This window comes from Salinispora tropica CNB-440 (assembly GCF_000016425.1).
Taxonomy (GTDB): domain Bacteria; phylum Actinomycetota; class Actinomycetes; order Mycobacteriales; family Micromonosporaceae; genus Micromonospora; species Micromonospora tropica.
Map to the genome: position 1 here is coordinate 1,691,717 of NC_009380.1, position 23,958 is coordinate 1,715,674.

General features: G+C 70.0%; 20 protein-coding genes and 1 pseudogene. 12 read left to right on the forward strand and 9 right to left on the reverse strand.

The genetic code is table 11. The features are described 5' to 3' along the window. Positions 1 to 92 precede the first annotated feature (92 nt). A complete protein-coding gene (locus STROP_RS07455; protein ID WP_011905381.1) occupies positions 93 to 473 on the forward strand; it encodes an OB-fold nucleic acid binding domain-containing protein in 381 nt (126 codons plus the stop codon). Continuing rightward, on the forward strand, positions 470 to 1,141 hold the full coding sequence (locus tag STROP_RS07460) for a DUF3159 domain-containing protein (RefSeq protein ID WP_011905382.1): 672 nt from the start codon (positions 470 to 472) through the stop codon (positions 1,139 to 1,141). Before STROP_RS07455 ends, STROP_RS07460 begins: the two co-directional genes overlap by 4 nt. Before the next feature lie 15 nt (positions 1,142 to 1,156). Here the strand turns inward: STROP_RS07460 and STROP_RS07465 are convergent, their stop codons facing one another. Both STROP_RS07465 and STROP_RS07470 read right to left on the reverse strand, forming a co-directional pair. After that, positions 1,157 to 1,846, reverse strand: a complete 690-nt coding sequence (locus STROP_RS07465; protein WP_011905383.1) for a potassium channel family protein — start codon at positions 1,844 to 1,846, stop codon at positions 1,157 to 1,159. A gap of 2 nt (positions 1,847 to 1,848) precedes the next feature. Beyond that, positions 1,849 to 2,514, reverse strand: a complete 666-nt coding sequence (locus STROP_RS07470) for a potassium channel family protein (RefSeq protein WP_011905384.1) — start codon at positions 2,512 to 2,514, stop codon at positions 1,849 to 1,851. Between the two features lie 162 nt (positions 2,515 to 2,676). On the opposite strand from STROP_RS07470, the gene STROP_RS07475 reads away from it, so the two are divergent. The 3 genes from STROP_RS07475 to dxs all read left to right on the forward strand — a co-directional run bounded on the left by STROP_RS07475 (position 2,677) and on the right by dxs (position 8,068). Next, a complete protein-coding gene (locus STROP_RS07475; protein ID WP_026275039.1) occupies positions 2,677 to 4,758 on the forward strand; it encodes an APC family permease in 2,082 nt (693 codons plus the stop codon). Next, entirely contained in the window at positions 4,755 to 5,993 is a 1,239-nt protein-coding gene (locus STROP_RS07480) for a class I SAM-dependent RNA methyltransferase (RefSeq protein ID WP_011905386.1), read from the forward strand. Before STROP_RS07475 ends, STROP_RS07480 begins: the two co-directional genes overlap by 4 nt. Before the next feature lie 92 nt (positions 5,994 to 6,085). Continuing rightward, positions 6,086 to 8,068, forward strand: coding sequence for a 1-deoxy-D-xylulose-5-phosphate synthase (dxs, locus tag STROP_RS07485; RefSeq protein ID WP_026275040.1), 1,983 nt, complete (start codon positions 6,086 to 6,088; stop codon positions 8,066 to 8,068). A 69-nt stretch (positions 8,069 to 8,137) separates the two neighbouring features. Here dxs and STROP_RS07490 read toward each other — a convergent pair whose 3' ends face one another. After that, entirely contained in the window at positions 8,138 to 9,334 is a 1,197-nt protein-coding gene (locus STROP_RS07490; RefSeq protein ID WP_011905388.1) for a hypothetical protein, read from the reverse strand. A gap of 138 nt (positions 9,335 to 9,472) precedes the next feature. Between STROP_RS07490 and STROP_RS25595 the strand changes: the two genes are divergently transcribed. Continuing rightward, a complete protein-coding gene (locus STROP_RS25595; RefSeq protein ID WP_011905389.1) occupies positions 9,473 to 11,380 on the forward strand; it encodes a DUF6311 domain-containing protein in 1,908 nt (635 codons plus the stop codon). Positions 11,381 to 11,476: 96 nt separating this feature from the next. On the opposite strand, the pseudogene STROP_RS07500 reads toward STROP_RS25595, so the two are convergent. Next, positions 11,477 to 12,976, reverse strand: a pseudogene (locus tag STROP_RS07500) (MFS transporter); the annotation flags it as partial. 207 nt (positions 12,977 to 13,183) lie between these two features. Next, positions 13,184 to 13,768 (reverse strand): NADPH-dependent FMN reductase, encoded by a 585-nt coding sequence (locus STROP_RS07505; RefSeq protein ID WP_011905391.1) that lies wholly within the window; start codon positions 13,766 to 13,768, stop codon positions 13,184 to 13,186. 163 nt (positions 13,769 to 13,931) lie between these two features. Between STROP_RS07505 and soxR the strand changes: the two genes are divergently transcribed. Beyond that, on the forward strand, positions 13,932 to 14,429 hold the full coding sequence (soxR, locus tag STROP_RS07510) for a redox-sensitive transcriptional activator SoxR (protein ID WP_011905392.1): 498 nt from the start codon (positions 13,932 to 13,934) through the stop codon (positions 14,427 to 14,429). Positions 14,430 to 14,615: 186 nt separating this feature from the next. Here soxR and STROP_RS07515 read toward each other — a convergent pair whose 3' ends face one another. Next, positions 14,616 to 16,451: a DUF6311 domain-containing protein gene (locus STROP_RS07515; RefSeq protein ID WP_028566151.1), complete on the reverse strand. Its 1,836-nt coding sequence runs from the start codon at positions 16,449 to 16,451 to the stop codon at positions 14,616 to 14,618. A gap of 157 nt (positions 16,452 to 16,608) precedes the next feature. On the opposite strand from STROP_RS07515, the gene STROP_RS07520 reads away from it, so the two are divergent. From STROP_RS07520 to rox, 3 genes are all read left to right on the forward strand, one after another. Further along, positions 16,609 to 17,277 carry a response regulator transcription factor gene (locus tag STROP_RS07520; RefSeq protein WP_011905394.1) on the forward strand — a complete coding sequence of 223 codons (669 nt, stop codon included), beginning with the start codon at positions 16,609 to 16,611 and terminating at the stop codon, positions 17,275 to 17,277. Then, positions 17,274 to 18,443, forward strand: coding sequence for a sensor histidine kinase (locus STROP_RS07525; RefSeq protein ID WP_011905395.1), 1,170 nt, complete (start codon positions 17,274 to 17,276; stop codon positions 18,441 to 18,443). The genes STROP_RS07520 and STROP_RS07525 overlap by 4 nt, the downstream gene beginning before the upstream one ends. A gap of 287 nt (positions 18,444 to 18,730) precedes the next feature. Beyond that, positions 18,731 to 20,164, forward strand: a complete 1,434-nt coding sequence (gene rox, locus STROP_RS07530) for a rifampin monooxygenase (RefSeq protein WP_011905396.1) — start codon at positions 18,731 to 18,733, stop codon at positions 20,162 to 20,164. 306 nt (positions 20,165 to 20,470) lie between these two features. Here the strand turns inward: rox and STROP_RS26135 are convergent, their stop codons facing one another. The 3 genes from STROP_RS26135 to STROP_RS07540 all read right to left on the reverse strand — a co-directional run bounded on the left by STROP_RS26135 (position 20,471) and on the right by STROP_RS07540 (position 22,326). Next, complete coding sequence (locus tag STROP_RS26135; RefSeq protein ID WP_337998638.1) at positions 20,471 to 20,599, reverse strand: hypothetical protein; 129 nt, start codon at positions 20,597 to 20,599, stop codon at positions 20,471 to 20,473. 555 nt (positions 20,600 to 21,154) lie between these two features. Then, positions 21,155 to 21,661 (reverse strand): 2-thiouracil desulfurase family protein, encoded by a 507-nt coding sequence (locus tag STROP_RS07535; RefSeq protein ID WP_011905398.1) that lies wholly within the window; start codon positions 21,659 to 21,661, stop codon positions 21,155 to 21,157. Continuing rightward, entirely contained in the window at positions 21,655 to 22,326 is a 672-nt protein-coding gene (locus STROP_RS07540; RefSeq protein WP_011905399.1) for an HAD family hydrolase, read from the reverse strand. Before STROP_RS07540 ends, STROP_RS07535 begins: the two co-directional genes overlap by 7 nt. Positions 22,327 to 22,496: 170 nt before the next feature. On the opposite strand from STROP_RS07540, the gene STROP_RS07545 reads away from it, so the two are divergent. Then, complete coding sequence (locus STROP_RS07545) at positions 22,497 to 22,850, forward strand: VOC family protein (protein ID WP_018830437.1); 354 nt, start codon at positions 22,497 to 22,499, stop codon at positions 22,848 to 22,850. A gap of 181 nt (positions 22,851 to 23,031) precedes the next feature. Next, the gene (locus STROP_RS07550) at positions 23,032 to 23,925 is read left to right on the forward strand and encodes an LLM class flavin-dependent oxidoreductase (protein ID WP_011905401.1); all 894 of its coding nucleotides are present in this window, start codon (positions 23,032 to 23,034) and stop codon (positions 23,923 to 23,925) included. Positions 23,926 to 23,958: the final 33 nt, after the last annotated feature.

The window sequence follows — 23,958 nt, forward strand, 5'->3', positions numbered from 1 at the left end:
GTACGCTGGCGGAGCGGTCCCGGCGTGCGGCGGGCCCGCTCCACCGCCGGCCCCGGAGGCCGGCCCAGCCCGGAAAGGGTGACGCGGAGGCCATGTCGACCGACGAGCGACGGGGATCGCTGCGGCGCGTGTTGCGTCGGCTCACCGCGACCGAGGCGGAGATCGAGGCGCAGGAGCTGCGCCGGGAGAGCGCCGAACACGGTGGCGTGCCGGCCCGCCAGTGCTGCCGGGGCCAGGTGGTCGCGGTCTCCGGCCGGCTCCGCACCGTGGTCTACACGCCGCGGACCAACCAGCCGACGCTGGAGGCGGACCTGTACGACGGCAGCGACGTGGTGACCCTGGTGTGGCTGGGTCGCCGGCACATCGCCGGCATCGAACCGGGCCGGCACCTGACCGCTCGGGGCCGGGTCGCCATCCGGGGTGACCGTAAGGTCATCTACAACCCGTACTACGAGTTGGAGCCGCCGAAGTGACGACGGGACAACGCCCAACGGCGCAGCCGGGCACGGGAGAGGAGGAACCGCTCCCCACCATCGCCGAGCAGATGGCCGACCAGCTGGGGGGCTGGCGCGGGCTGCTGGAGTCGAGCATTCCGGTGGTCGTCTTCGTGGTCGCCAACATCATCGGTGAGCTGCGTCCGGCGGTGATAGCCGCGGTGGCGGTCGCGGTGTTCATCGCGGCCCTGCGTCTGGCCCAGCGGCGACCGGTGCGGCACGCGGTGAACGGGCTGTTCGGCATCGCGATCGGCGCGGCGATCGCCTGGCGCACCGGCAATGAGCGGGACTTCTACCTGCCCGGCATCCTCTACGGCATGGGCTACGGCGTGGTGCTGTTGCTCTCGGCGGCGATCCGGCAGCCCCTGGTGGGCTGGATCTGGTCGGTTCTGGTGGCCAAGGGCGCCTCCGACTGGCGTCAGGATCCGCTCCTGGTGCGGACCTTTACCCGGCTGACCGTGCTCTGGGGGGTGGTCTGGCTGGCGAAGGTCGGGGTGCAGGCTGGGCTCTACCTTGCTCACCAGGACACCGCGCTCGGCGTCGCCCGGCTCCTGCTCGGCTACCCGCCGTACGTGCTGCTCCTGCTGATCACGGTCTGGACGGTGCGTCGGGTGACCCGGCACACACCCCAGACCCCGGTCGGCTGACGGCCGGCCGCGGGTTCAGCAGGCCTTGCGGGTCCGCTCGACGCTGTCCGGGCCGAGCACCACCGTCCGGACGGCGTCCTCCACCTCCGCCGTACACACGAAGATCAGCTCGTCGCCGGCCTCGATCGAGTCGTCCGGGCTGGGCACCAGCACCCGCTTGCCGCGGAGGATCGCCACCAGCGCCGCGTCGCGGGGCAGCGGCACCGCCCGCAGCGGCTGACCGACGTACGGGGCGCTCGTCGGCAGCGTGATCTCGACCAGATTCGCCTCACCCTGCCGGAAGGTCATCAGCCGGACCAGGTCGCCGACCGTCACCGCCTCCTCCACCAGGGCGGCCATCACCCGTGGCTTGCTGACCGCAACGTCCACCCCCCACTGCTCAGTGAAGAGCCACTCGTTCTCGGCCCGATTGATCCGGGCGACCACCCGGGGCACCGCGAACTCGGTCTTGGCCAGCAGCGAGACCACCAGGTTGACCTTGTCGTCCCCGGTGGCGGCGACCACCACGTCACGGTTGGCCAGCTCGGCCTCCTCCAGGCTGGTCAGCTCACAGGCGTCGGCCAGCACCCACTCCGCGTCCGGCACTCGGTCGGGCCGGAGCATCGTGGGCTGCCGCTCGATCAGCGTCACCTGGTGACCGTTCTCGATCAGCTCCTGGGCGATGGAGCGGCCCACGTTCCCGGCGCCGGCTATGGCGACCCGCATGGTCACTGCCCCCCTTCCAGCGGCAGCGCCGCCACCGACGTGACCGCGTTGACGATGTCGTCGGTGACCAGCATGAAGATCTGGTCACCCTCCTGCACGACGGTGCTCAGCGTCGGCAACGTGCCGATGCCGAACCGGGTGAGGTAGGCCACCCGGGCGCCGGTCGCCTTCTCCAGCGTCGGCACCGACCGGCCGACCCAGTCCTTGTGGACCGGCACCTCCACGATCGAGACGGTGCTCGTCGCGTCCCGGAACAGCGCCTCGTTGCCCTCCGGCACCAGGTGCCGCAGCATCCGGTCGGCCGTCCATCGGACGGTGGCCACCGTCGGGATGCCGAGGCGCTCGTAGACCTGGGCTCGCCGCGGGTCGTAGATGCGGGCCGCGACGCGGGTGACACCGAAGGTCTCCCGAGCCAGCCGCGCAGAGATGATGTTGGAGTTGTCGCCGCTGGAGACGGCCGCGAAGGCGTCCGCCCGCTGGATGCCGGCCTGCCGGAGCACCTCCCCGTCGAAGCCGGCGCCGGTCACCGTGATCCCGGCGAAGTCCGGGCCGAGCCGGCGGAAGGCGTCGGAATTCTGGTCGACGACCGCGACCGAGTGCCCGCGGGCTTCCAGACCGTGCGCGAGGGTCGACCCAACCCGCCCACAGCCCATGATCACCACATGCACCGTGCCCCTCCTCAACATCCGCCCGCACCAGCCGTTCCGGCTGTTGGACGAGCCTGCCACGTCCTCGGGGGCGGACGCGGACCGACGGTACTCCGTCGGTACACCCTCCGACCCTCGGCCACCTGGGGGAGCGGGTGGCCGAGGGTCGTACGCTTGGCGGTTGTGGCCCGCCCCGCCTCGCTGGTGAAGCGACTGCTCGTCGGTCGACCGTTCCGGTCCGACCGACTCCAGCACACCCTGCTGCCCAAGCGCATCGCCCTGCCCGTTTTCGCCTCTGACGCGCTCTCCAGCGTGGCGTACGCCCCCGACGAGATCCTGCTGATGCTCTCGTTCGCCGGGGCCTCGGCGTTCGTCTTCTCGCCGTGGATCGCTCTGGCGGTGGTCGTGGTGATGCTCGCTGTGGTGGCGAGCTACCGGCAGAACGTGTACGCCTACCCGTCCGGCGGCGGCGACTACGAGGTGGCCACGGTCAACCTGGGGCGCCGTGCCGGCGTCGGCGTGGCCAGCGCCCTGCTGGTCGACTACGTGCTGACCGTCGCCGTGTCGGTCTCCTCCGGGGTGGCGAACCTGGGCGCGGTGATCCCCTTCGTGGCCACCCACAAGGTGGCGGTGGCCGTCGGCGCGGTGGTGCTGCTCGCCGCCGTCAACCTGCGGGGAATCAAGGAGTCCGGCACCACCTTCGCCATCCCCACCTACGGCTTCATGATCGTCATCGTCGGCATGATCCTCACCGGGCTGGTCCGGGTGGTGCTGCTCGGCCATGACCTGCGCGCTCCCAGCGCGGATCTGGTCATCGCCGCCGAGTGGAGCGACACGACCGGGTGGGCGATGGCGTTCCTGCTGCTCCGGAGCTTCTCCTCCGGCTGCGCCGCGCTCACCGGCGTCGAGACGATCTCCAACGGGGTGCCCGCCTTTCGGGCGCCGAAGAGCCGCAACGCGGCGACGACCCTGCTCATGCTCGGCGTGGTGGCGGTGACCATGCTGGTCGGCATCGTCTGGCTGGCCCGGCTGACCGGCTTGCAGTTCGTGGAGGACCCGGCCCGACAGATCGTCGCCGGCCCCGACGGGTACGTGCAGAAGACCGTCACCGCGCAGCTCGGCGAAACCATCTTCGGCTCCGGGTCGCTGCTGCTGTTCGTGGTCGTCGGCGTCACCGCCCTGATTCTCTTCCTGGCCGCGAACACCGCCTTCACCGGTTTCCCGGTGCTCGGGTCGATCCTCGCCCAGGACCGCTACCTGCCCCGACAGCTACACACCCGGGGCGACCGGCTCGCCTTCTCCAACGGCATCCTCTTCCTGGCCGGCTTCGCGATCGTGCTGATCGTCGGCTTCCAGGCCGAGGTGACCAGGCTGATCCAGCTCTACATCGTCGGCGTCTTTGTCTCGTTCACGCTGTCCCAGGCCGGCATGATCCGGCACTGGAACCGCTACCTGCGGGTCGAACGCGACCCACAGGTACGTCGGCAGATGATCCGCTCCCGGGCGATCAACAGTTTCGGCATGGCGATGACCGCCAGCGTGCTGGTGATCGTGGTCGTCACGAAGTTCCTGCTCGGCGCGTGGATCGCCATCGCTGCGATGATCATGATCTATCTGGTGATGCTGGGGATCCGTCGGCACTACGACCGGGTCTTTGCCGAACTCACCCCCGACGAGGGGCGGCCGGTGAAGCCGGCACGCAACCACGCGGTCGTACTGGTCAGCAAGGTGCACCAGCCGACCCTGCGGGCGATCGCCTACGCGCAGGTCACCCGGCCGGACAGCCTGACCGCGGTGACGGTGAACGTCGACGACAAGGACACCCGCCGGTTGCAGGCCGAGTGGGAACGGCGGGACGTGCCGGTCCCGCTGACCGTGATCGACTCGCCGTACCGGGAGATCACTCGCCCGATCCTCAACTACGTGGCTGGCGTCCGTCGGTCCTCGCCCCGTGACGTGGTCACCGTCTTCATCCCCGAGTACGTGGTCGGTCGCTGGTGGGAGAACCTCTTGCACAACCAGAGCGCACTGCGGCTCAAGGGGCGGCTGCTCTTCGAACCGGGAGTGATGGTGACCAGCGTGCCGTGGCAGCTCGCCTCAACCGAGGGCAAAGATCTTGACCGGCTGGACGAGACGCTCAGCCGAGGACCGGCCCGCGGTCCCCGGGCGACGCCCAGCGGCCCGGAGCCGGCACCCGCCCCGCCAACGGTCCCCGCTCCGCCGCCCAGGAGCGGCCCGGACCCGTCCGACGGGGGTGCCCGGTGACCGGCGACGAGGGGCTGGCGGAGGCCGAGCGGGTCGAGTTGACCGTCGGGGCGGTGGCCCCGGGTGGCCACTGCGTCGCCCGGGTTGCCGGCCAGGTGGTCTTCGTCCGGCATGCGCTGCCCGGTGAGCGGGTGGTGGCCGAGGTCACCGAGGTGCACCGCGGTTTCGTCCGGGCCGACGCGGTGACGGTGCTCCAGGCCGCGCCGGAGCGGGTCGAGCCCCCCTGCCCGTACGCGAAGCCAGGCCGCTGCGGCGGCTGTGACCTACAGCACGTGTCCCCCGAGGCGCAGCTGACCTGGAAGGCGGGGGTGATCCGCGAGCAACTCACCCGACTGGGTGGACTGACCGGCGCGGAGCTGGACGCGCTGGGCATCCAGGTCGAGGCGCTGCCCGGCGGGTCGTTGGGCTGGCGCTCCCGGGTGCGGTACACCGTCGACGGCGCCGGTCGGGCCGGTCTGCTCAAGCACCGCTCGTACGAGGTGGTGCCGATCGACCGGTGCCGGATAGCCCACCCGGCGATTCAACAACTGCCGGTGCTCGGCGTGCGGTGGCCGGACGCGGACGCCGTCGAGTCGGTCGCCACCACCGGCGGCGACGTGACCGTGACCGCTGTCGCCGACGGGGCGGCGCGGCCGGTGAGCGGGCCGGAACGGGTTCACGAACAGGCTGCCGGACGTCGGTGGACGCTGTCCCCATCGGCGTTCTGGCAGGTCCACCCGGCGGCGGCGGACACCCTGGTCAACGCCGTGCTGGCGCAGCTCGATCCGCGGCCGGGGGAGACCGCCTGGGACCTGTACGGCGGGGCGGGCCTCTTCGCCGCCGCGCTGGCGGAGCGGGTCGGCACCACCGGTCGGGTCACCCTCGTCGAGGCGGCCGGAGCCGGCGTCGCCGCGGCTCGGCAGAACCTGCGGGACCTGCCGCAGGCCGGCATCGTCTCGGGCCGGGTCGCCCCGGTGTTGGCCCGCGGGCAGGTCGCCGGCCCGGTGGACGTGGTGGTGCTCGATCCGCCCCGGTCCGGGGCCGGGGCCGGGGTGGTACGGGCGGTGGCCGGCACCGGAGCGCGCGCGGTGGCGTACGTGGCCTGCGACCCGGCGGCCTTCGCCCGAGACGTACGTGGCTTCGCCGAGCTGGGCTGGCGGCTCACCGCGCTGCGTGGCTTCGACCTGTTTCCCATGACCCAGCACGTGGAGTTGGTGGGGTTGCTGCTGCCGCACCGGCGGCGGACCAAGGCCTGACTACCAGCTCAGCGTCGTCGGTGTGCTGCGGACTGTTCAGGGTGCTCCCGACCGGACTGCGAGCTGTCGCACGGCCGATAGACTCTCCGGTCATGAGTGTTGAACGGGACCCGGCAAACCAACCGGGGCAGCTGGCCACCGTCAGCGGTCCGCAGGACATCAAGCGGATGTCCACCGAGCAGCTGGACATCCTCGCCGCCGAAATCCGTGACTTCCTGGTGGCCAAGGTCTCCCGCACCGGCGGGCACATCGGCCCCAACCTGGGTGTGGTGGAGCTGACCCTCGCGCTGCACCGGGTCTTCGACTCCCCCCGGGACCGGATCCTGTTCGACACCGGCCACCAGGCCTACGTACACAAGATTCTCACCGGCCGGCAGGGTGGCTTCGACAAGCTGCGCCAGCGCGGTGGGCTCGCCGGCTATCCGAGCCAGGCCGAGAGCGAGCACGACCTGATCGAGAACTCGCACGCCTCCACCGTCCTCTCCTACGCTGACGGGTTGGCCAAGGCGTATGCGCTGCGGGGCGAGTCCCGGGCGGTGGCGGCCGTGGTCGGTGACGGCGCGCTGACCGGCGGTATGTGCTGGGAGGCGTTGAACAACATCGCGACCACCCGCAACCCGTTGGTGATCGTGGTCAACGACAACGGTCGCTCCTACTCGCCGACCATCGGCGGGCTCGCCGACCATCTCTCGACGCTGCGCCTGAATCCCGGCTACGAGCGGGTGCTGGACACCGTCCGGGAGGCGCTCGGCTCGACCCCGCTGGTCGGCCGGCCGATGTACGAGGTGCTGCACGCGGTCAAGCGGGGCATCAAGGACGCGGTCGCCCCGCAGGCGATGTTCGAGGACCTCGGCATCAAGTACGTCGGCCCGGTGGACGGGCACGACCTGGAGGCGGTCGAGGGGGCGCTGCGCGCGGCGAAGAACTTCGGCGGCCCGGTGATCGTGCACGCGGTCACCCGCAAGGGCTACGGCTACCGCCCGGCCGAGGAGGACGAGGCGGACTGTTTCCACAGCCCCGGTGCCTTCGACACCGAGACCGGCAAGGCCACCGCGACGCCGTCGGTGAAGTGGACCCACGTCTTCGCCGAGGAACTGGTCGCGATCGCCGACGAGCGGCCGGACGTGGTAGGAATCACCGCCGCGATGGCCGAGCCGACCGGCATCGCCAAGCTGGCCCGGAAGTACCCGGAGCGCACCTACGACGTGGGCATCGCCGAGCAGCACGCCGCCACCTCGGCGGCGGGGCTGGCGCTGGGCGGTCTGCACCCGGTGGTCGCGGTCTACGCGACCTTCCTCAACCGGGCGTTCGACCAGGTCCTGCTGGACGTGGCGATGCACAAGCTGCCGGTGACCTTCGTGCTGGACCGGGCCGGGATCACCGGCCCGGACGGGCCCAGCCACTACGGCATGTGGGACATGTCTGTCTTCGGGGTGGTGCCGGGCCTGCGGCTCGCCGCCCCCCGGGACGCCGCCACCCTCCGCGAGGAGCTGCGCGAGGCGGTCGCCGTGGACGACGGTCCCACCATCGTCCGCTTCCCGACCGGTTCCGTCGCCGCCGACCTGCCGGCGCTGCGCCGGGTCGGTCCGGTGGACGTGCTCGCCGAGTCGACCCGCGCCGACGTGCTGCTGGTCGCGGTCGGCTCCTTCGGCGGTCTCGGCGTGGAGGTCGCCGCCCGGGTCGGCGAGCAGGGCTACGGCGTGACCGTGGTTGACCCCCGCTGGGTCCGGCCGGTCCCGGACGAACTGGTGGAAATGGCCGCCGGGCATCGGCTCGTGGTCACCGTGGAGGACGGGGTTCGGGCCGGCGGCGTCGGTGACGCCATCGCCCAGGCGATGCGGGACGCCGACGTCGAGGTGCCGGTGAAGGACCTGGGCGTACCGGTCGACTGGCACCCGTACGGCACCCGCGCCCAGATTCTCACCGACCTCGGCCTGACCGCCCAGGACGTGGCCCGCGACGTCACCGGCTGGATCTCCCGGCTCGACGTCGACGCCGCCGGTACCGAGAAGGAGCTGGTCTCCGACCAGGTGGAGCCGATCCTCGCCCCGCGCGAGGCCCCCGCCCCGAAGTGACCGCGCTGGGCGACGGCGGACAACCGCCGTCGCCCAGCGGCATCGCGTCGAACGCCGCCGCCCCAAGCGTTACCGCGGAGCGGGCAGGGAACGGTAGTGGGTCTCCTCGATGGTCGCCAGGCTCACCGTGACCTTCTCGTCCGCCAGGGGCAGGACCGCCAGACCCGGGCGGTCAACGAGGCGGGACGTGCCGGCCGGGACCGACAGTGAGTCCTCCGGCGTCGGCTGCCAGCTCAACACGCCCAGTCGTTGCCCATCCACCGGCAGGACGTACGCCTGAAGTGGTGCGGCCCGGTCGGCGGCTGACATCATCGTCGCGCCGCCGGTGGCCGGCCGATACAGCACCGCCGTCATTTCGTCGTTGGCCGCGTCCCAGGTGAGTTGCTGCACCTCACCCGGGGGGCCGTCACCGAGCGTGCCCTCGCCAACCGTCCGGATGGTCAGCCCCGCCATCGGCCAGGAGGCCGGCACCGAGACCGCTGACTTCCGGTTCCCGAACTGGCGTTGGATGCTGCCGAACGGCCCCTGGTCGCCGGCGAGGGCGCAGGTGTCCAATCCGGCCAGGGCCTGCCGCCCGGAGCCGGACTCGTCGCGTACCAGCGGGTCGCGCGGTGTGTCCAGACCGGTGCCGAGGTCGAGGAAGTGATCGGTGGGTCGCCCCTGCGGCATCGACTCGGTGGCGCGCAGCGTGGCGGTGATCGAGACCGCGGAGCAGGCCGGCACCGCCACGGGTGTGCTCAGGCCTCCCTCGATGGTCACCGCCTGACCATCCGGACCGGTCAGGTCGGTGACCCGGGCAGAAACCAGATAGCGGCGACCCGCGTCGGTGTGGACCGGGAGGACATCGGAGTAGACCAGGTAGCCGGGGTCGGTGTGCTCGACGGCGCGGGTGACGGTGTGGCGCCCGTCCTCCCCGGCAACCTGGAGCAGCCAGGAGGCGCCGGTACCGGGAACATCCACGGCGACCAGGGCGAGTGGCGCGCCGTCGACCTCGCCGACCCAGAGGATGCCGGAGGTGGGTAGGTACGCTCGGTCGCCGAGCGGCGACCGCCAGGCGCGGACCGCCTCGGTCACCGCCGTCGTCGTCGCGGCCTCGTCGGCGAGGGAGCCGCGGGCCGGCCAGACGGTGAGTGAACCGTCCCGGCTCTCATGCCCCACCGACAGGTCACTCGGTGCCCGGTCGGCGACCACTGCGCAGCCGGTCAGGGCCGCCACCAGGGCTAGCGCGGCGGCGGTCGTCCTGCCGGTCCGGCGGGCTGCAAGCACCGTTAGCTCCTCCGTTCACCCCGGGCCGGTCGTGCGAAACCGCAATGGTACGAGACGGTGCGGTGCCGCCCAGCACCACCCACAAGGGATCGTGTGGTGGCTTTCGTGTGATTCCCGCTCAGGTAGACTCCGCCGATTGTGACGCCTGCTGACACCCGCGCCGACCCCGCCACCGAGGCCCCGTCCGAGCCGGTCGATCTCAACAGCGCGAGTGCGTTCCCCCGGAACGGTGTCGCAGGGGGGGACCGGAAGCCAGCGCCCGGCCCGGCGACGGCCCCGGGCCGCCGTCGACTCCGGCTGCCGCCGTGGACCCCCCGACGGCAGCACCTGGTGGTGGTTGGCGGGTTTCTGCTCACCGCGCTCTGGGTGACCAGCCAGATCTGGGTCGACCCGGCCGGCCGGGTGGCCGCGCTCTACAGTAGCGACCCGGCACAGGTCCAGTTCTTCCTGGCGCACTCGGTGCGGGTGGTGCTCCACGGGGAGTTCCCGTTCTTCACCGAACAGTTCAACTACCCGGACGGGGTCAACCTGATGGCCAACACGGCCATCCTCGCGCTGGGCATCCCGATGGTGCCGGTGACGCTCCTCTTCGGTCCAGCGGTGACGTTTGTGCTGCTGGTAACACTTGGGCTCGCCGGCACCGCGACCGCCTGGTACGTGGTGCTCAGCCGACACCTCGTGCGCAGCCGGCTGGCGGCGGCGGTCGGCGGATGGTTCTGCGGGTTCTCCCCGGCGATGCTGTCGCACGCCAACTGGCACCCCAACATCATCAGCCAGTTCCTGCTGCCGTTCATCGTCTGGCGGGTGCTCGTCATCACCCGATCCCAGCGTCCGTACCGCGATGGCCTGCTGCTCGCCCTGCTGGTAACCGTGCAGGCGTTCATCAACGAGGAGATCCTGCTCTTCACCGCGATGGCGTGCGGGGTCTTCCTCGCCGCCGTACTGGTGCAGCGGCCCCAGCTGTGGTGGGAGGCGTGGCGGCCCCTGGCGAAGGCACTCGCCACCTGTACGGCGGTGGCGGGCGCGCTGCTGGCGTATCCGCTCTACGTGCAGTTCGCCGGGCCGATGGCGTACCACGGGCTGAGTGACGCGGTCCGGGACTACGGCAACGACATCGCCGCGTTCGTCGCCCCGGGCTCGCCCACCCTGGGCGGGGACGACGCGGCCAACACCGGCCTCGCCCCGAACTACTCGGAGGAGAACGCCTTCTTCGGCTGGAGCCTGTCCCTGATCGCCGTCGGCATCGTCGCGTGGCTGCGCCACGACGTGGTCGTGCGAGCCCTCGCGGCGACCGGGGTCTTCTTCGCGGTGCTCTCCCTCGGCGAGCGGATCTCATGGTGGGACCAGGAGATCGGAGTCGGGCCATGGGAGTGGCTGGTTCGGCTGCCGCTGCTGGACGCGGTGGTGCCGACCCGGTTCGGGCTCATCACCACCGTCACCGTCGGGCTGCTGCTGACGCTCGCGGTCGACCGGTCCCGGGGGCTGCCGCTGCCCCGGCGCACCCTGCGGCTGCGCACCGCCGCCGGGCTGGTGCTGGCGTTGTTGCCGATCGCGCCCATGCCGCTGGCGGTGACCTCCCGACCACCGGTGCCGGAGTTCATCACCGCCGACCGGTGGCGCGGCTACGTCGCGGAGGACCAGACACTGGTGCCCATCCCGGTGCCGAGCATGGGTAACACCCACGGCATGCGCTGGGCCGCCGCCGTCAACCTCGACTTCAAGATCCCCGGCGGCTACTTCCTGGCTCCGCGCAACGCCAACACCGGCGACCCGGGTCGCTTCGGCGGTCGCCCCAGCGGGCTCGGAGAGCTGCTCAGCGAGGTCGCCAAGACCGGACGTACGCTGCAACTCGACGACCGGCAGCAGCGGCGCGCCCTGGACGACCTGCGGCACTGGCGGGCGGCGATCCTGGTCCTACCGGTGGACCAGCACCATGCGGAGCCGCTGCGGCTGACCGTCGAACAACTGGTCGGCCCCGGCAAGCGTGAACTGGACGTCTGGGTATGGGACGTTCGCGCGTTGCTGGAACCGGCGCCGACGGCCTGAGGCCGGAGCCCGGTCGGCCGGTCCCGGCCGACCGGGCTGATTCGCGGCGGTCATGCGCCTTCGTCCAGGAGGCCGGACTCGTCGATGGACCACGGTGCGCAGCAGGATGCCGACGGCGATCGCCAGGGCGATCAGCACCGCACTGCTGATCGCCGATGTCACCGCCATCCCGGTGGTGAACGCCTCCCGGGCAGAGGCGAGTAGTGCGTCTCTAGCCTCGCCGGGCAGCTCGTTTGCCACGCTGACCGCCCCGCCCAGCGTGTCGGTGGCGACCTCCATCGACTCGGGCAGGGTTGACACGGGCGCGGACCTGGCCAGTTCCTGGCGATAGACGACGCTGCCGACACTGCCCAGTACCGCGATGCCCAGGGCGAGGCCGAGTTCGCTTCCGGTCTCGGAGATAGCCGACGCCGACCCGGCGCGTTCCTCAGGAGCCGCCCCGACGGCTAGGTCCGTGCTCAGGGTCATCGTGCCGGAGATTCCGAGGGATGCGATGACCATGCTGACCACCAGCAAGGTGAGTCCGGTAGTCGAGTCGATGCCGGCCAGAGCGCCGAACCCCGCAGCGCCGAGCGCCAGGCCGCCCGCCATCACTGTCGACCGCGACAGACGGCGGACGACAAACGGCGCCAGCATCGCCCCGGCGACGCCCATGAGCGTCCACGGCAGGGACCAGAGTCCGGCTCGCAGCGGGGACATGCCGAGGACGAGCTGAAGGTACTGGCCCGCGAAGAACTGCACGCCCGCCATCGCAAAGACCGTCAGGGTCTGCGTGGCGACGGCCACCCCGAACGTACGGCGGGTGAATAGCGCCAGGTCGAGCAGGGGGTCCCGCAAAAGCCTCTGCCGACGAACAAAGATCCAGCCGAGACCGGCGCCCAGGGCCACGCACGTCCACGGCAGCGGACCGCTGGACCCCCCGGCGAACTGCTTGAAGCCGAACACTACGGCCAGAATGGTGACCAGCGAGAGGAGAGCGCTGTGCAGGTCCGGGCGGCCAGCATCAGGATCCGCCTCCTCTGGAAGCAGCATCGGACCAATGATCAACAACAGCACCATCACCGGCACGCCGAGAAGGAACACCGACCCCCACCAGTAGGACCCAAGGAGAACCCCACCGACCAGCGGTCCGATGGCGGTCCCGGTGACAAAGCTGGTCATCCAGACACCGATCGCCATCGGCCGCTGCGCCGGGCTCTGAAACATGCTGCGGATCAACGCCAGCGTCGAGGGCATCAGCGTGGCCCCGGCGACGCCGAGCAGCGCCCGGGTGAGGATCAGCATCTCCGGTGTGGTGGAGAAAGCCGCCAGCAACGACGCGACGCCGAACCCGAACGCGCCGATCAACAACAGCCGACGTCGGCCGATCCGGTCGCCGAGCGACCCCATCGTGATCAGGAAGCCGGCGATGAGGAAGCCGTAGATGTCCGTGATCCAGAGCAGTTCCGAACTGCTCGGCTTGAACGCTTCACTGAGCGCCGGCACCGCCAGATGCAGCACCGTGAGGTCCATCGCCACCAACAGCGTCGGCAGGGCCAGGGCAGCAAGACCCCACCACTCTCGCCGCCCCGCCCGCTGCGGTTCCTGAGCATCCATGGCATTCCTTTCACTTTTCAACTCAAGTCGTGGCTTACCGGGCGCCGGGCGGCTCAGGAGGTGGACTGCCATGGCATCTCAGAAGCCCTGCGGAGCACACTGTCGTCACGGAGCACGCCCGGACCCTTGGCGTACTGGGTCTCAGCTCCGGTCACTCGGGTGAGCCGGCCGGCTCACGATGAGCAGGTGGCGGAAACGGCGGGACGGTCAGGTGCCGTAGGGATGGTCGGCTCTCGCGGTCCGCAGAACACCGGACCACCATGCCAGCTGGTCGAGCAACGTCTTCGCCGCGGCATTGCAGCCCCGCGGGTCGGTCGGCGCGCCGGATCCGTCAAACCGCTCCCCCGCACCGTGGAAGCTGACGGTGTCTCGGATCGGGACCGCATGCACCTCACTTAGGACCGGCCGCAGGTGCTCGACCGAGCGCAGACCGCCGGCGAGCCCGCCGTACGACACGAAGCCGACCGGCTTGGCCTGCCACTCCTTCCGGTACCAGTCGACCACGTTCTTGAGCGAGGCGGGGTAGCTGTGGTTGTACTCCGGCGTCACGAAGACGAACCCGTCCGCCGCCGCGAGCCGGGGGGTGAGCGCACGAACCGCCACAGGCTCCTCATTCGCGTTGAAGTCCGGCAACTCGTACGGCAGGTTCGCCTCCACGAGGTCGATGAGGTCGAGTTCCATGTCGTCACGCTGCCGCACCTGCGCGGCGAACCAGTTGGCCACCACGGGCCCGAAGCGGCCTTTACGGGTGCTACCAACAAGGATGACGATCTTCAGTGGTTCCACGGACATCGTGCATGGTCCTTCCATCACCAGGGCAGCGAGCAGGCTCTCCGGTCTCCGCGGCGAGCAGCCGGCCACGGCGGACGGCAGTGATCCGGCGCGCTGCCCCAAACCGCTGCTACGCCCTCACGGTCGGCCCTGAACCAAGGTTCAAGTCAAGTACCGTGCACCCATGACCGACGTTGCCGTCAACGGGCTCACAGTGGGTGAACTGGCTGAGCGCAGTGGCGTACCCCCATCGGCGCTGCGCTTCTACGAGCGCCAGGGTCTGATCCGTAGTCGCCGCACGTCTGGCAACCAACGGCGATACAGCCGAGACGCGCTGCGCCGCATCGCGTTCATCAAGGCGTCCCAGCGCATCGGCATCCCACTGGCCATGATCCGTGACGTCCTGGCACTGCTACCGGAGAAGCGAACACCTACCGTGGAGGACTGGCAGCGGGTCAGCGACTGCTGGCGTGCCGACCTCGACGCCCGGATGACGCTGATGGCGCAGCTTCGCGACGAACTGCTCGACTGCATCGGATGTGGTTGCCTGTCCCTGGAGCGGTGCGCTCTCGCCAACCCGAACGACGCGCTCGGTAGGGACGGGCCGGGAGCACGTCGACTCCGCAGGACGGCCGATCGTCAGCGGGATGTCACGAACTCCGGGATCGAGAGCACCAGGTAGGTGACGAGGCCGGCGGCGTTTCGCGTTCGGTGAGCAGGGTCAGCAGCGACAGCAGGGTCACGGCCGCTGGCTCAGGTCGCGCCAGGACGTGGTGACAGTGAGCTGCTTCCCAGTCCGATCGGGGCACGCCGGGAAGCCGCTCCCCTGCGAACAGCTCCGCGTCGAGTTAGCCGAGCAGCAGCGCTCCTAGCTGACCAGGGGACGGACGTCCCAGAGCCAGACGTCGTCCACCCGCTGCGGTGTGCCGAGCAGCGAGGTCATCAGGTCGCGCAGCACCGCCTCCCGGGGGTGGGCACCGAGCACCACCACCGAGGCCTGCCAGTACCGCAGGTCCTCGATCACCTGCCGCCGCTCGGCATCGGTGATGTCCGGAGTGGCGTTCTGGCCCATCGTCGAGTAGATGAGTCGGGTCGTCGGCCGGTTCTCCGCCCCGAAGATCCCCTCACCCTGCTCGTTGGGGCCGATGAAGTACCCGCCGGGAACGGGGAACGCGTGCTGCGTCAGCGCACTCCACCGCAGCGTGGACAGGCCGTGCACGTTGCTCGGGATCGGCACCGGGACCAGGGTGCGCCCCTCGGGCACGTACGGCCGCCAGCCACCGGCGGTGATGAACTGCGGTGGGGGTGCCACCGCCTCCACCGGCAGCGGTCGGGGGATCAGCGGCAGCAGGGCCAACGTGATGGCCGCGTAGCCAACCGGGCGTCGCCACCGCCGCGGAAACCGGGGTGGGCGGCCGGAACGCTGCGCCGGCACCGGTGGCCGGCCGGTCCCGGAAACGGCTTCCCAGGCGACGGCGAGCAGGATCCCGACCGTGGCGGCCACGATCAGACTCAGCCGGGTCGGCATCATCATCTCGACCAGCGGCAGCTCCTCGGACACGTAGGCCCACGGGCCGTCGATGTCGGTCTCGACGCCGTCGAAACGGATCGTCGGGCCGAGGGAGGCCACCGTGAAGACCACCATCAGCACCGCCAGGATGCGTGCCACCAGGCTGCGGCGGATCAGCAGCAGGAGGGCCACCACCGCCAGGATCACCAGCGGCCAGCCGAACCAGCTGTTCTGCTCCGTCACGCCGATCGTCTGCTCCACCGCCGGGTCGCCGGCCAGGGTGTCCCTGGGAAAGGTGACGAAAGCTTTCAGGTCCTCGCCCCAGCTGTGGAAGACGCCGCCCTGGAGTCCGCGGTAGGACTGCGGACCATTGAACTGGAACCAGATCGGGTACGCGGTGAGCAGCAGCGCCAGGCCACCACCGGTGCCGAGGGCGGCGGCGAAGGTACCGGCCTGCCGCCGGGCGGCCCCCGGCCGCAGCACCGCGTACGTGGCGACGACGACGAGGCAGGCCAGCGCCGTGAGCAGCAGCATCTCCTCGTTGATGAAGATCTGGTAAGCCACCAGCAGGCCGAGCAGGATGCCGTTGCGCCGCCAGCGGCCGGGCTCGCCGAGCCGCAGTACGCGGAGCACGATCAGCGGGAGCAGGAAGTTGGAGACGAAGTTGGGCTGGCCGTTGGCGTGGTGCACGACGCCGGGTGCGAAGCCCAGGAACGCGCCACCGACGAACGCGGCGGCCCGGGAGCGCACCAGGTGCCGGGAGAGCACCCAGTAGGAGGTGCCGGCGGTGGCGGCCAGCGCGCCACCGAGGTACAGCACGTACATCACCTGGGGGCCGACCAGCATGGTCAGCGGCGCCAGCGGCAGGGTCACCCCGAGTAGTGAGGTGTTCGCCATCATGTTCACCCCGAGCGGGGCGTTCTGCCGGGTGCTGAAGAGTGGGTTTTCCAGATTCCCCACCGAGTACGCTCCGTGCGCGAAGAGCCACTCGAACCAGCTGTGGTCGGTTGGCAGGTGGGCGGAGACGCGGTTGGGGATGTCCCCCCAGTGGTTGAGGCAGACCAGTACGCCGAGGGCTAGGTAGACGCCGATGGCCAGCACGTCGGCGCGGGCGGGTCGCCACCGGGAACGCCGGGTCGGCGTTTCCACCACAGTGGACGCAGGGGTGCTGGTCTGTGGCACGGAGTCAACCATCGGCGCGGGCACGACGCGCCATCGTACAGGCGCCCCCGGTGCGGACCTGCCGGCCCCGGTCATCCTCGGTTCGCGCTGTCCGTCCTCGGTCGCGCACTGACTCGCCACTGGCGGTGAAGCACTAGGTTGTCGGGGAGTCAGGCGCAAGGAGGCCGGGATGCGGGTACTGGTTGTCGAGGACGAACGCAACCTCGCCGACGCGATCACGCGGGGGTTGCGGAAGCGTGGCATGGCGGTGGACGTCGCGTACGACGGTGACAGCGGGCACGAGATGGCCTTCGTCACCCGGTACGACGTGGTGGTGCTCGACCGGGACCTGCCGGGCGTGCCCGGCGATCAGATCTGCGCCGAGCTGGCCGCCTCCGGCACCCTGACCCGGGTGCTGATGCTGACCGCGAGCGGGACGGTCGCCGACCGGGTCGAGGGGTTGCAGCTGGGTGCGGACGACTACCTGCCCAAGCCGTTCGCCTTCGACGAACTGGTCGCCCGGGTGCAGGCGTTGGGCCGCCGCGCCACCCCGGCCGCTCCGCCGGTGCTGGCGGTGGCCGACCTGGTGCTCGACCCGGCTCGGCGGACGGCCACCCGGGCTGACGTGCCGGTAGACCTGACCAACAAGGAATTCGGGGTGCTGCACGAACTGGTCAAGGCCGGCGGCGCGGTGGTCTCCAGCGAGGAGTTGCTGGAACGGGTTTGGGACGCGAACACCGACCCGTTTACGACCATCGTTCGGGTCACCGTGCGCACGCTGCGCCGTAAGCTCGGCGATCCACCGCTGATCGAAACCGTGGTCGGCGCCGGCTACCGCGTGGCCGAGGCGGCGGCGTGACCGCCGGCCGGGGCATGCGGCCTACCCTGCGCCTGCGGCTGACCCTGCTCAACGGGTTACTGCTGGTGGGCGCCGGGGTGATCCTGGTGCTGCTGGCCTGGCTGCTGGTGCGCGACGCGCTGCGCCCCACCGACGAGCTGCTCGCCGGGACGACGGTGGTGCTGGCCGACGGCCGTTCCCTGGACGCCGCCGAGTGGCAGCGGCAGCTGGGCGAGACGGCGAGCCAGGAGCTGCTGGCCAAGGGGCTGGCGGCGTTGCTGGCGATCAGCGTGGTCGGGGTGGCCGGCGGCTATCTGGTCGCCGGTCGGGCACTGCGCCCGCTCTACCAGGTCACCGCCACCGCCCGACGGCTCGGCGAGACCACCCTCGATCAGCGCATCGGCTACTCGGGGGCGGACGACGAGGTGGCCGAGCTGGCGCAGACCTTCGACGCGATGCTGGACCGCATCGCGGTCGCGTTCGACGCGCAGAAGCGCTTCGTCGCCAACGCCTCACACGAGCTGCGGACCCCGCTCGCCGTGATGCGCACTGAGATCGACGTGACGCTCAGCGACGACGAGGCGGATACCGCCGAGTACCGCCGGATGTCGACTGTTGTCCGGGATGCCTCGGAGCGGGCCAACGGCCTGGTGGACGCGCTTTTGGTGTTGGCCCGTAGTGAGGCGCAGGCCGGCCACCGCCTCGCCCGGCGGACGGAGTGTGATCTGGCTGCCGGCACCGCCAACGCGCTGACGGCGGTACGCCGGGAGGTGGAGCGGATCGGTCTGCGGGTGCAGACCTCACTCGAGTCGGCACCGGTGGTCGGCGACCCCGGGCTGCTCGACCGGCTCGCCGGGAACCTCGTCGAGAACGCGGTGCGCTACAACCATCTGCACGGCCGGCTCTGGGTGCGGACCGGCTCGGACGGCCGGCGGTCCTGGCTGGTGGTGGGCAACACCGGCTTCGAGGTGGACCAAGCCGATGTGCCGGGGCTGTTCGAGCCGTTCCGGCGGGGTGGCCGGGAACGGACCGGCGCCCGGGGCTCCGGTCTCGGGCTCTCCATCGTCCGGGCCGTCTGCGACGCGCACGGCGGCACGGTGAAGGTGATCGCGCAGCCGGGCGGTGGCCTGGAGGTGACGGTGACGCTGCCGGCAGCAGATGGGCTGGGCCCTGCCGTGACGCGGTGATTCCGCTTCGGCTCCGGGGCGTTTTGGCGATGCGCTGTCCTGGCGGGACGCGCGGCGTGGACCTGGCAGGATGCGCTGGTCGGGCAGGACGCTATCTCCTGCCACTATAAACATATAGCACGATGGGGGCCTTGCCGCAAGACCCGGGTATTGCCGCAGAATCGTCGGTCGAAGCCAGAACCTGCAGATATCGGGGGTTCGCGAAACGCACGTGTTCGCGGGTGCGACATCAATTCCTGCGGGGCTGCTGGCGGAAGCGAAAATGTCGACGAATGGGGGCGCGATTCATGTTTGACGTGATCATTGTCGGTGGTGGGCCGACCGGCATGATGTTGGCCGGTGAGTTACGGCTGCACGGAGTGCACGTGGTGGTGCTGGAACGGGACACGAAGCCGCCGGTAATTGTCCGCTCGCTCGGGCTACACGTGCGCAGTATCGAGGTGATGGACCAGCGCGGCCTGCTGGAGCGCTTCCTCGCGAACGGCCAGCAGTACCGGATCGGTGGCTACTTCGCCGGTATCAGCAAGCCGTGGCCCGACGGCATGGACACCGCGCACGGGTACATCCTTGGTATCCCGCAGACCAGTACGGAACGGCTGCTCGCCGAACACGCCACCGAGGCCGGCGCGGAGATCCGGCGCGGCTCCGAACTGGTTGGCCTGAGCCAGGACGAGGATTCGGTGACCGCCGAACTCGCCGACGGCACCCGGCTACGTTCCCGCTACCTGGTCGGCTGCGACGGCGGCCGGAGCACGGTACGCAGCCTGCTCGGCGTGGACTTCCCGGGCGAGCCCACCAGGTACGAGACGTTGCTGGGTGTCATGGAGCTGACCGCAGCTCCGGAGGAAGTCACCGCGGTGATGACCGAGGTCCGTAAGACCCAGCTCCGGTTCGGTGCCGGACCGGTCGGTGACGGCGACGGTCTGTACCGCGTCGTTGTGCCCGCCGCCGGGGTGGCCGAGGATCGTGCGACCCCGCCGACCTTCGAGGAGTTTCAGCAGCAGCTGCGGGTGACCGCCGGCACCGACTTCGGCGCGCACTCACCGCGCTGGCTGTCCCGGTTCGGCGACGCCACCCGGCTCGCCGAACGCTACCGGGTCGGCCGCGTGCTGCTGGCCGGCGACGCGGCGCACGTCCACCCGCCGCTGGGTGGACAGGGCCTCAACCTGGGCATCCAGGATGCGTTCAACCTTGGCTGGAAGCTCGCCGCTGAGCTTGTCGGCTGGGCGCCGAGCGGACTGCTGGACAGCTACCAAGCGGAGCGGCATCCGGTGGCCGCCGCCGTACTGGAGAACACCCGCGCACAGACAGAGCTGATCGCCCTCGATTCGGGGCCCCAGGCCGTGCGCCGGCTGATCGCGGAGTTGATGGATTTTGAGGAGGTGAATCGCTACCTGATCGAGAAGGTGACTGCGATCTCGGTCCGGTACGACTTCGGCGAGGGACACCACCTGCTCGGCCGGCGGTTGCGCGATGTGGAGCTGAAGCAGGGGCGTCTCTACGGTCTGATGCACCGTGGCCACGGAATGCTGCTCGACCAGACCGGCCGGCTGTCGGCGGCAGGCTGGGGGGACCGGGTCGACCACGTCGTGGACGTCAGTACGGAACTGGACGTGCCCGCCCTGCTGCTGCGGCCGGACGGCCACGTGGCGTGGGTCGGTGACGATCAGGAGGAGCTGCGCGCCCATCTTCAGCGATGGTTCGGCGCCGCCGTCGTCTGAACGTGAGTGGCGGCGGGTGCCGATGGTGGCCCTGCCGGTCGGTGCGGGGAAGTCGGAAGGAGCGAGGACCGGCTTCCCCGCGCCGCCACCGGGTCATGTCATCGAGGTGCGGGGCGGCGAGGTCCCACAGGGTGTCTCCGGCGGTGACGTCGATAGTCCTGGCGGGTTTCGATCTGTGGCGCGGGCGTCGGTCTGGCCTCGGTGGCCGTGCGCAGTGGTGGGAAAAGCGGCGGTGGTGACGGCGGTGGTGCCGAGCAGCGTCGCCGCAAGTGCTCGCAAGGGGCCAGGGAGATGCAGAGTGAGGTGTCACCGCAGGCGGGCGGCGAGGTACCGGTGGGCGTGACCGGCGACGGCGGTCATGAGGAGTACCCACAGCAGCCAGGCGCCGGTGTACGCCAACAGGGTGATAGAGCCGGTCGTCAGCGGCTGATGCACCCATGCCTGGAGCCGGTCCCGAGATTAGATCACCGGTGGTGAACCAGCCGGTCTGACAGAGCAGCGCTGGGGGTGCCAGCGCGAGGACAGCGGTAGCGGTGCGTACGACTGCTGTCGAGGCGCACTTCTTCACAGCCTGGCTCTCTCCGGCGTCGCAGCGGTTGATGAGTCAGACCGTAGGAGTGCTATGTGCCACCGCAGTGGGTGAAGGACCTGACAGCACCTCACACTTCCACACCACCTCACAGCCGCAGGTCAAGCTTTGCCGCCACGCGACGCGCGCGCAGCCCAGCGGGCGGTGGGTAGCGGCATGAGACCCGGCCGTGCGCCGGGAGCCGCGCGTTGCTCGGTGATCCGCGTTCGTCGGCCTCACGGCTGCAAAGCTGCACACCGGCGCCACGGTCGGTCTACGTCCGGAGACTCACCGCCTGACCTGGTGGCGTCCCAAGCTGATGACGGTGCGTGACGGGTGCTATCGAGTCAGCCATTCCCTCGGTATGCGGATTTGCCGATATGAGTGTGTTAGGTGATACCGCACGCTGCGACGAGCGGGGATCAGCCGTTGCCGTGCTGCCGTTCCTTCTCCGCCAGAGCAGCCGCTGCCCTGTCCAGGTCGTAGTGAGGAAACACAGGAATACCCCGGCGGCGCAACGCCTCGGCCGCGACGCCACGCCCAGCGACGGTGACGCCGGTGAAGGTTCCGTCGTGAACGTAGGTGCTACCGCAGGTAGGGCTGCCGTCGACCAGGATGGCGAGGCCGACTCCGGCCTGCAGTGCCTTGTCGACCGCGTGCTGCGCCGCCGCCTGGAACAGTTCGGTGACGTCACGGCCCGATGCTTCGTGTACTTGGGCGCGGCCGTCGAGGACGTCGGCTGCGCTGCCGCCGACGATCTCAGCTGGCGGGCGGGGCACCGGGAATCCGACGGCCAGTTCTGGACACAGCGACACGAGGCGTCCTTCAGAAGCCCAGCGCTGCCAGATCGGAGAGGAGACCGGCACGCCGGTCTCGTTGAACCGGAGCGGTGCGCCGCCCAGGCAGCCGCTGACCAGGATTGTCAACATGGCAACACCTGGGGCAGCAGCGCCGTCAGCGTAGCCGCGGTGTAGGTTGCCGTGGCCCCCGGCGGCAGGCCGTCTCCAGCACGGTCGAGGAACGCCGTGTCGATACCCAGAGCGGCGGCTCCGGCGACATCGGACGATGCGGAGTTGCCGATGTGGATCACGTCGCCGGGGCCCAGGCCGAGGCGGGCCAGCGCGAGCTGGAACGGTTCGGGGCGGGGCTTGTATGCGCGGGCTTCTTCGCTGGTCACCGCGGCGGCGACGGCGATGTCGTGCCACCGCAGCACCGCCGTCAGGTCGTCCTGGTCGACGTCGGAGACCAGGCACACCGGCACCGTCACAGCATCGAGGAACGGCCGGCTGTCGTCGTACAACGGTGGATGACGCCAGGAGTGCAGCTGCTTCCGGCAGATCGGCTCAAGCTCCACGGACGCCCCGAAGTTCGCCACAGCCTCGGTGAGGCTGCCGAGCGTCAGGTCTGCGAGCGTACGAAAACCGGCCCCATACGCCATCTCGGCGCTGGCCTCCAGCCGTCGGGACCACTCCGCCGCGATAGCAGACGGATCGACTGCGATCAAGTCTGCTACCTGCACGCAGACGTCATTGACCGAGCTCTCATCATCGTGTACGAGCGTGCCGTACACGTCCAGCAAGATCGCCTGATACACAGTGAGACGCTATCCGACTGAATCTGACCCCGGTCGGTCGCCAGGCACCTCTCGTACCGAAGCCGCCATCACAGACCGGCACAGCCGGCACCTTGTTGCGTACGCGCTTCCGCCGCGATCCGGTATGGGCGCGACTCGCGCCCTCGGCAGTGACGGCGTGTAGTCGGTGGGTGGGTTCGCCGTTTGACATCGAGGCTTGCTCGACAGACGTCGTCGGCCTTCTGGCGCGTCGATCTCTGTACGCGGTCCGGCGTACCTGCCTGTCACCCGATCTCTGCACCGGCAGTGAGGCGGGCTACGGCCGGATGGTGGTGGAGGGAAAGGCGGTGAAGAATCGGCTGCACCTTGACGTGCGGTTCGGCACCGGCCTCGTCGGCGCCGAGCGCGTGGCCGCCCTTGAGGCCGCGTGCGCTCGGCTGGTCGCGCTCGGCGCGGTACGCGTGCGACTCCTGACCGCTGACGGCTACAACGAGTCATGCCTGGTGACGCGGAATGTCGAGGGCAACGAGTTCTGTCTCGACTGACGCCCCGCCGCTCCGCTGCTACCGCCGACCGCCAATTTCCTCCTAAAGTAGGGCAAAATCGTTATGGTGGCGGTGTGCAGTTGCCGCAACCCTTGAGCTGTTACCTGCCAGACTCACCCGACTCGGGGGACAGCCTGAAGCCATCGCCCGGGCATCAGGCCGCTAGGTCCGGTGGTTGATTATGCGAGTTGGGGTGCTCATCCTGCCGTCGGCCTCCTGGGCGCAGGCCCAGGAGATGTGGCGAACCGCCGACGAAATGGGGCTCGCCCACGCGTGGACGAGTGATCACATCGCCTGGCAGGACATGATCGGTAAGGAGTGGTACTCGGCGGTGCCGACCCTGGCGGCCGCGGCGGTTGTTACCCGTCGGATCACGCTCGGCACCCTCGTCTCGTCGCCGAACTTCCGACACCCGGTGCCCTACGCCAAAGAGATCGTCACGCTCGATGAGCTCAGCGGTGGGCGCTTCATCCTGGGTATCGGTGCTGGTGGCAGTGGAGTCGACGCCACCTTCCTCGGCCAGGAGCAGGAATGGACACCCAATGAACGCGCCGAGCGGTTCGCCGAGTTCGTGGAGTTGATGGCTGAGTTGCTGTCCAATTCCATCACCGATGCCGAGGGCCAGTACTACCGGGCGCGACAGGCGCCGATCACGCCGGTGGAGGGCCCGCCCCCACACATTCCGTTGGCGGTTGCCGCCAACGGGAAACGCGGCATGGCGCTGGCCGCGCGACACGGGGACATCTGGGTGACCAACGGCCGGTCGCCGCGTAACGGAGTTGTCCCCCCGGTTGCCAGACCCGACGACGTCGCGGGACAGGTACGCCAGTTGGCCGACATCTGCGAGTCTGTCGGCCGTGACCCGTCAACCCAGCGTCGGCTGTTGATGTACGTGAACCGGGAGCCAACGGCGCTCGCCTCCCTGGACGTGTTCCGGGAGACCGTCGACACGTACCGCCGGGTGGGCATCACCGACCTGGTCGTGCCCTTTCCAGGACAGGCGCCCTTCAACACAAGCATGGAAGTACTCGAACAGGTAGCCGGGATCCTGCCCGAACTGGGAGCGGACGCCTGATCCGACAGAACAGCCCACCACCAGCGACGACTC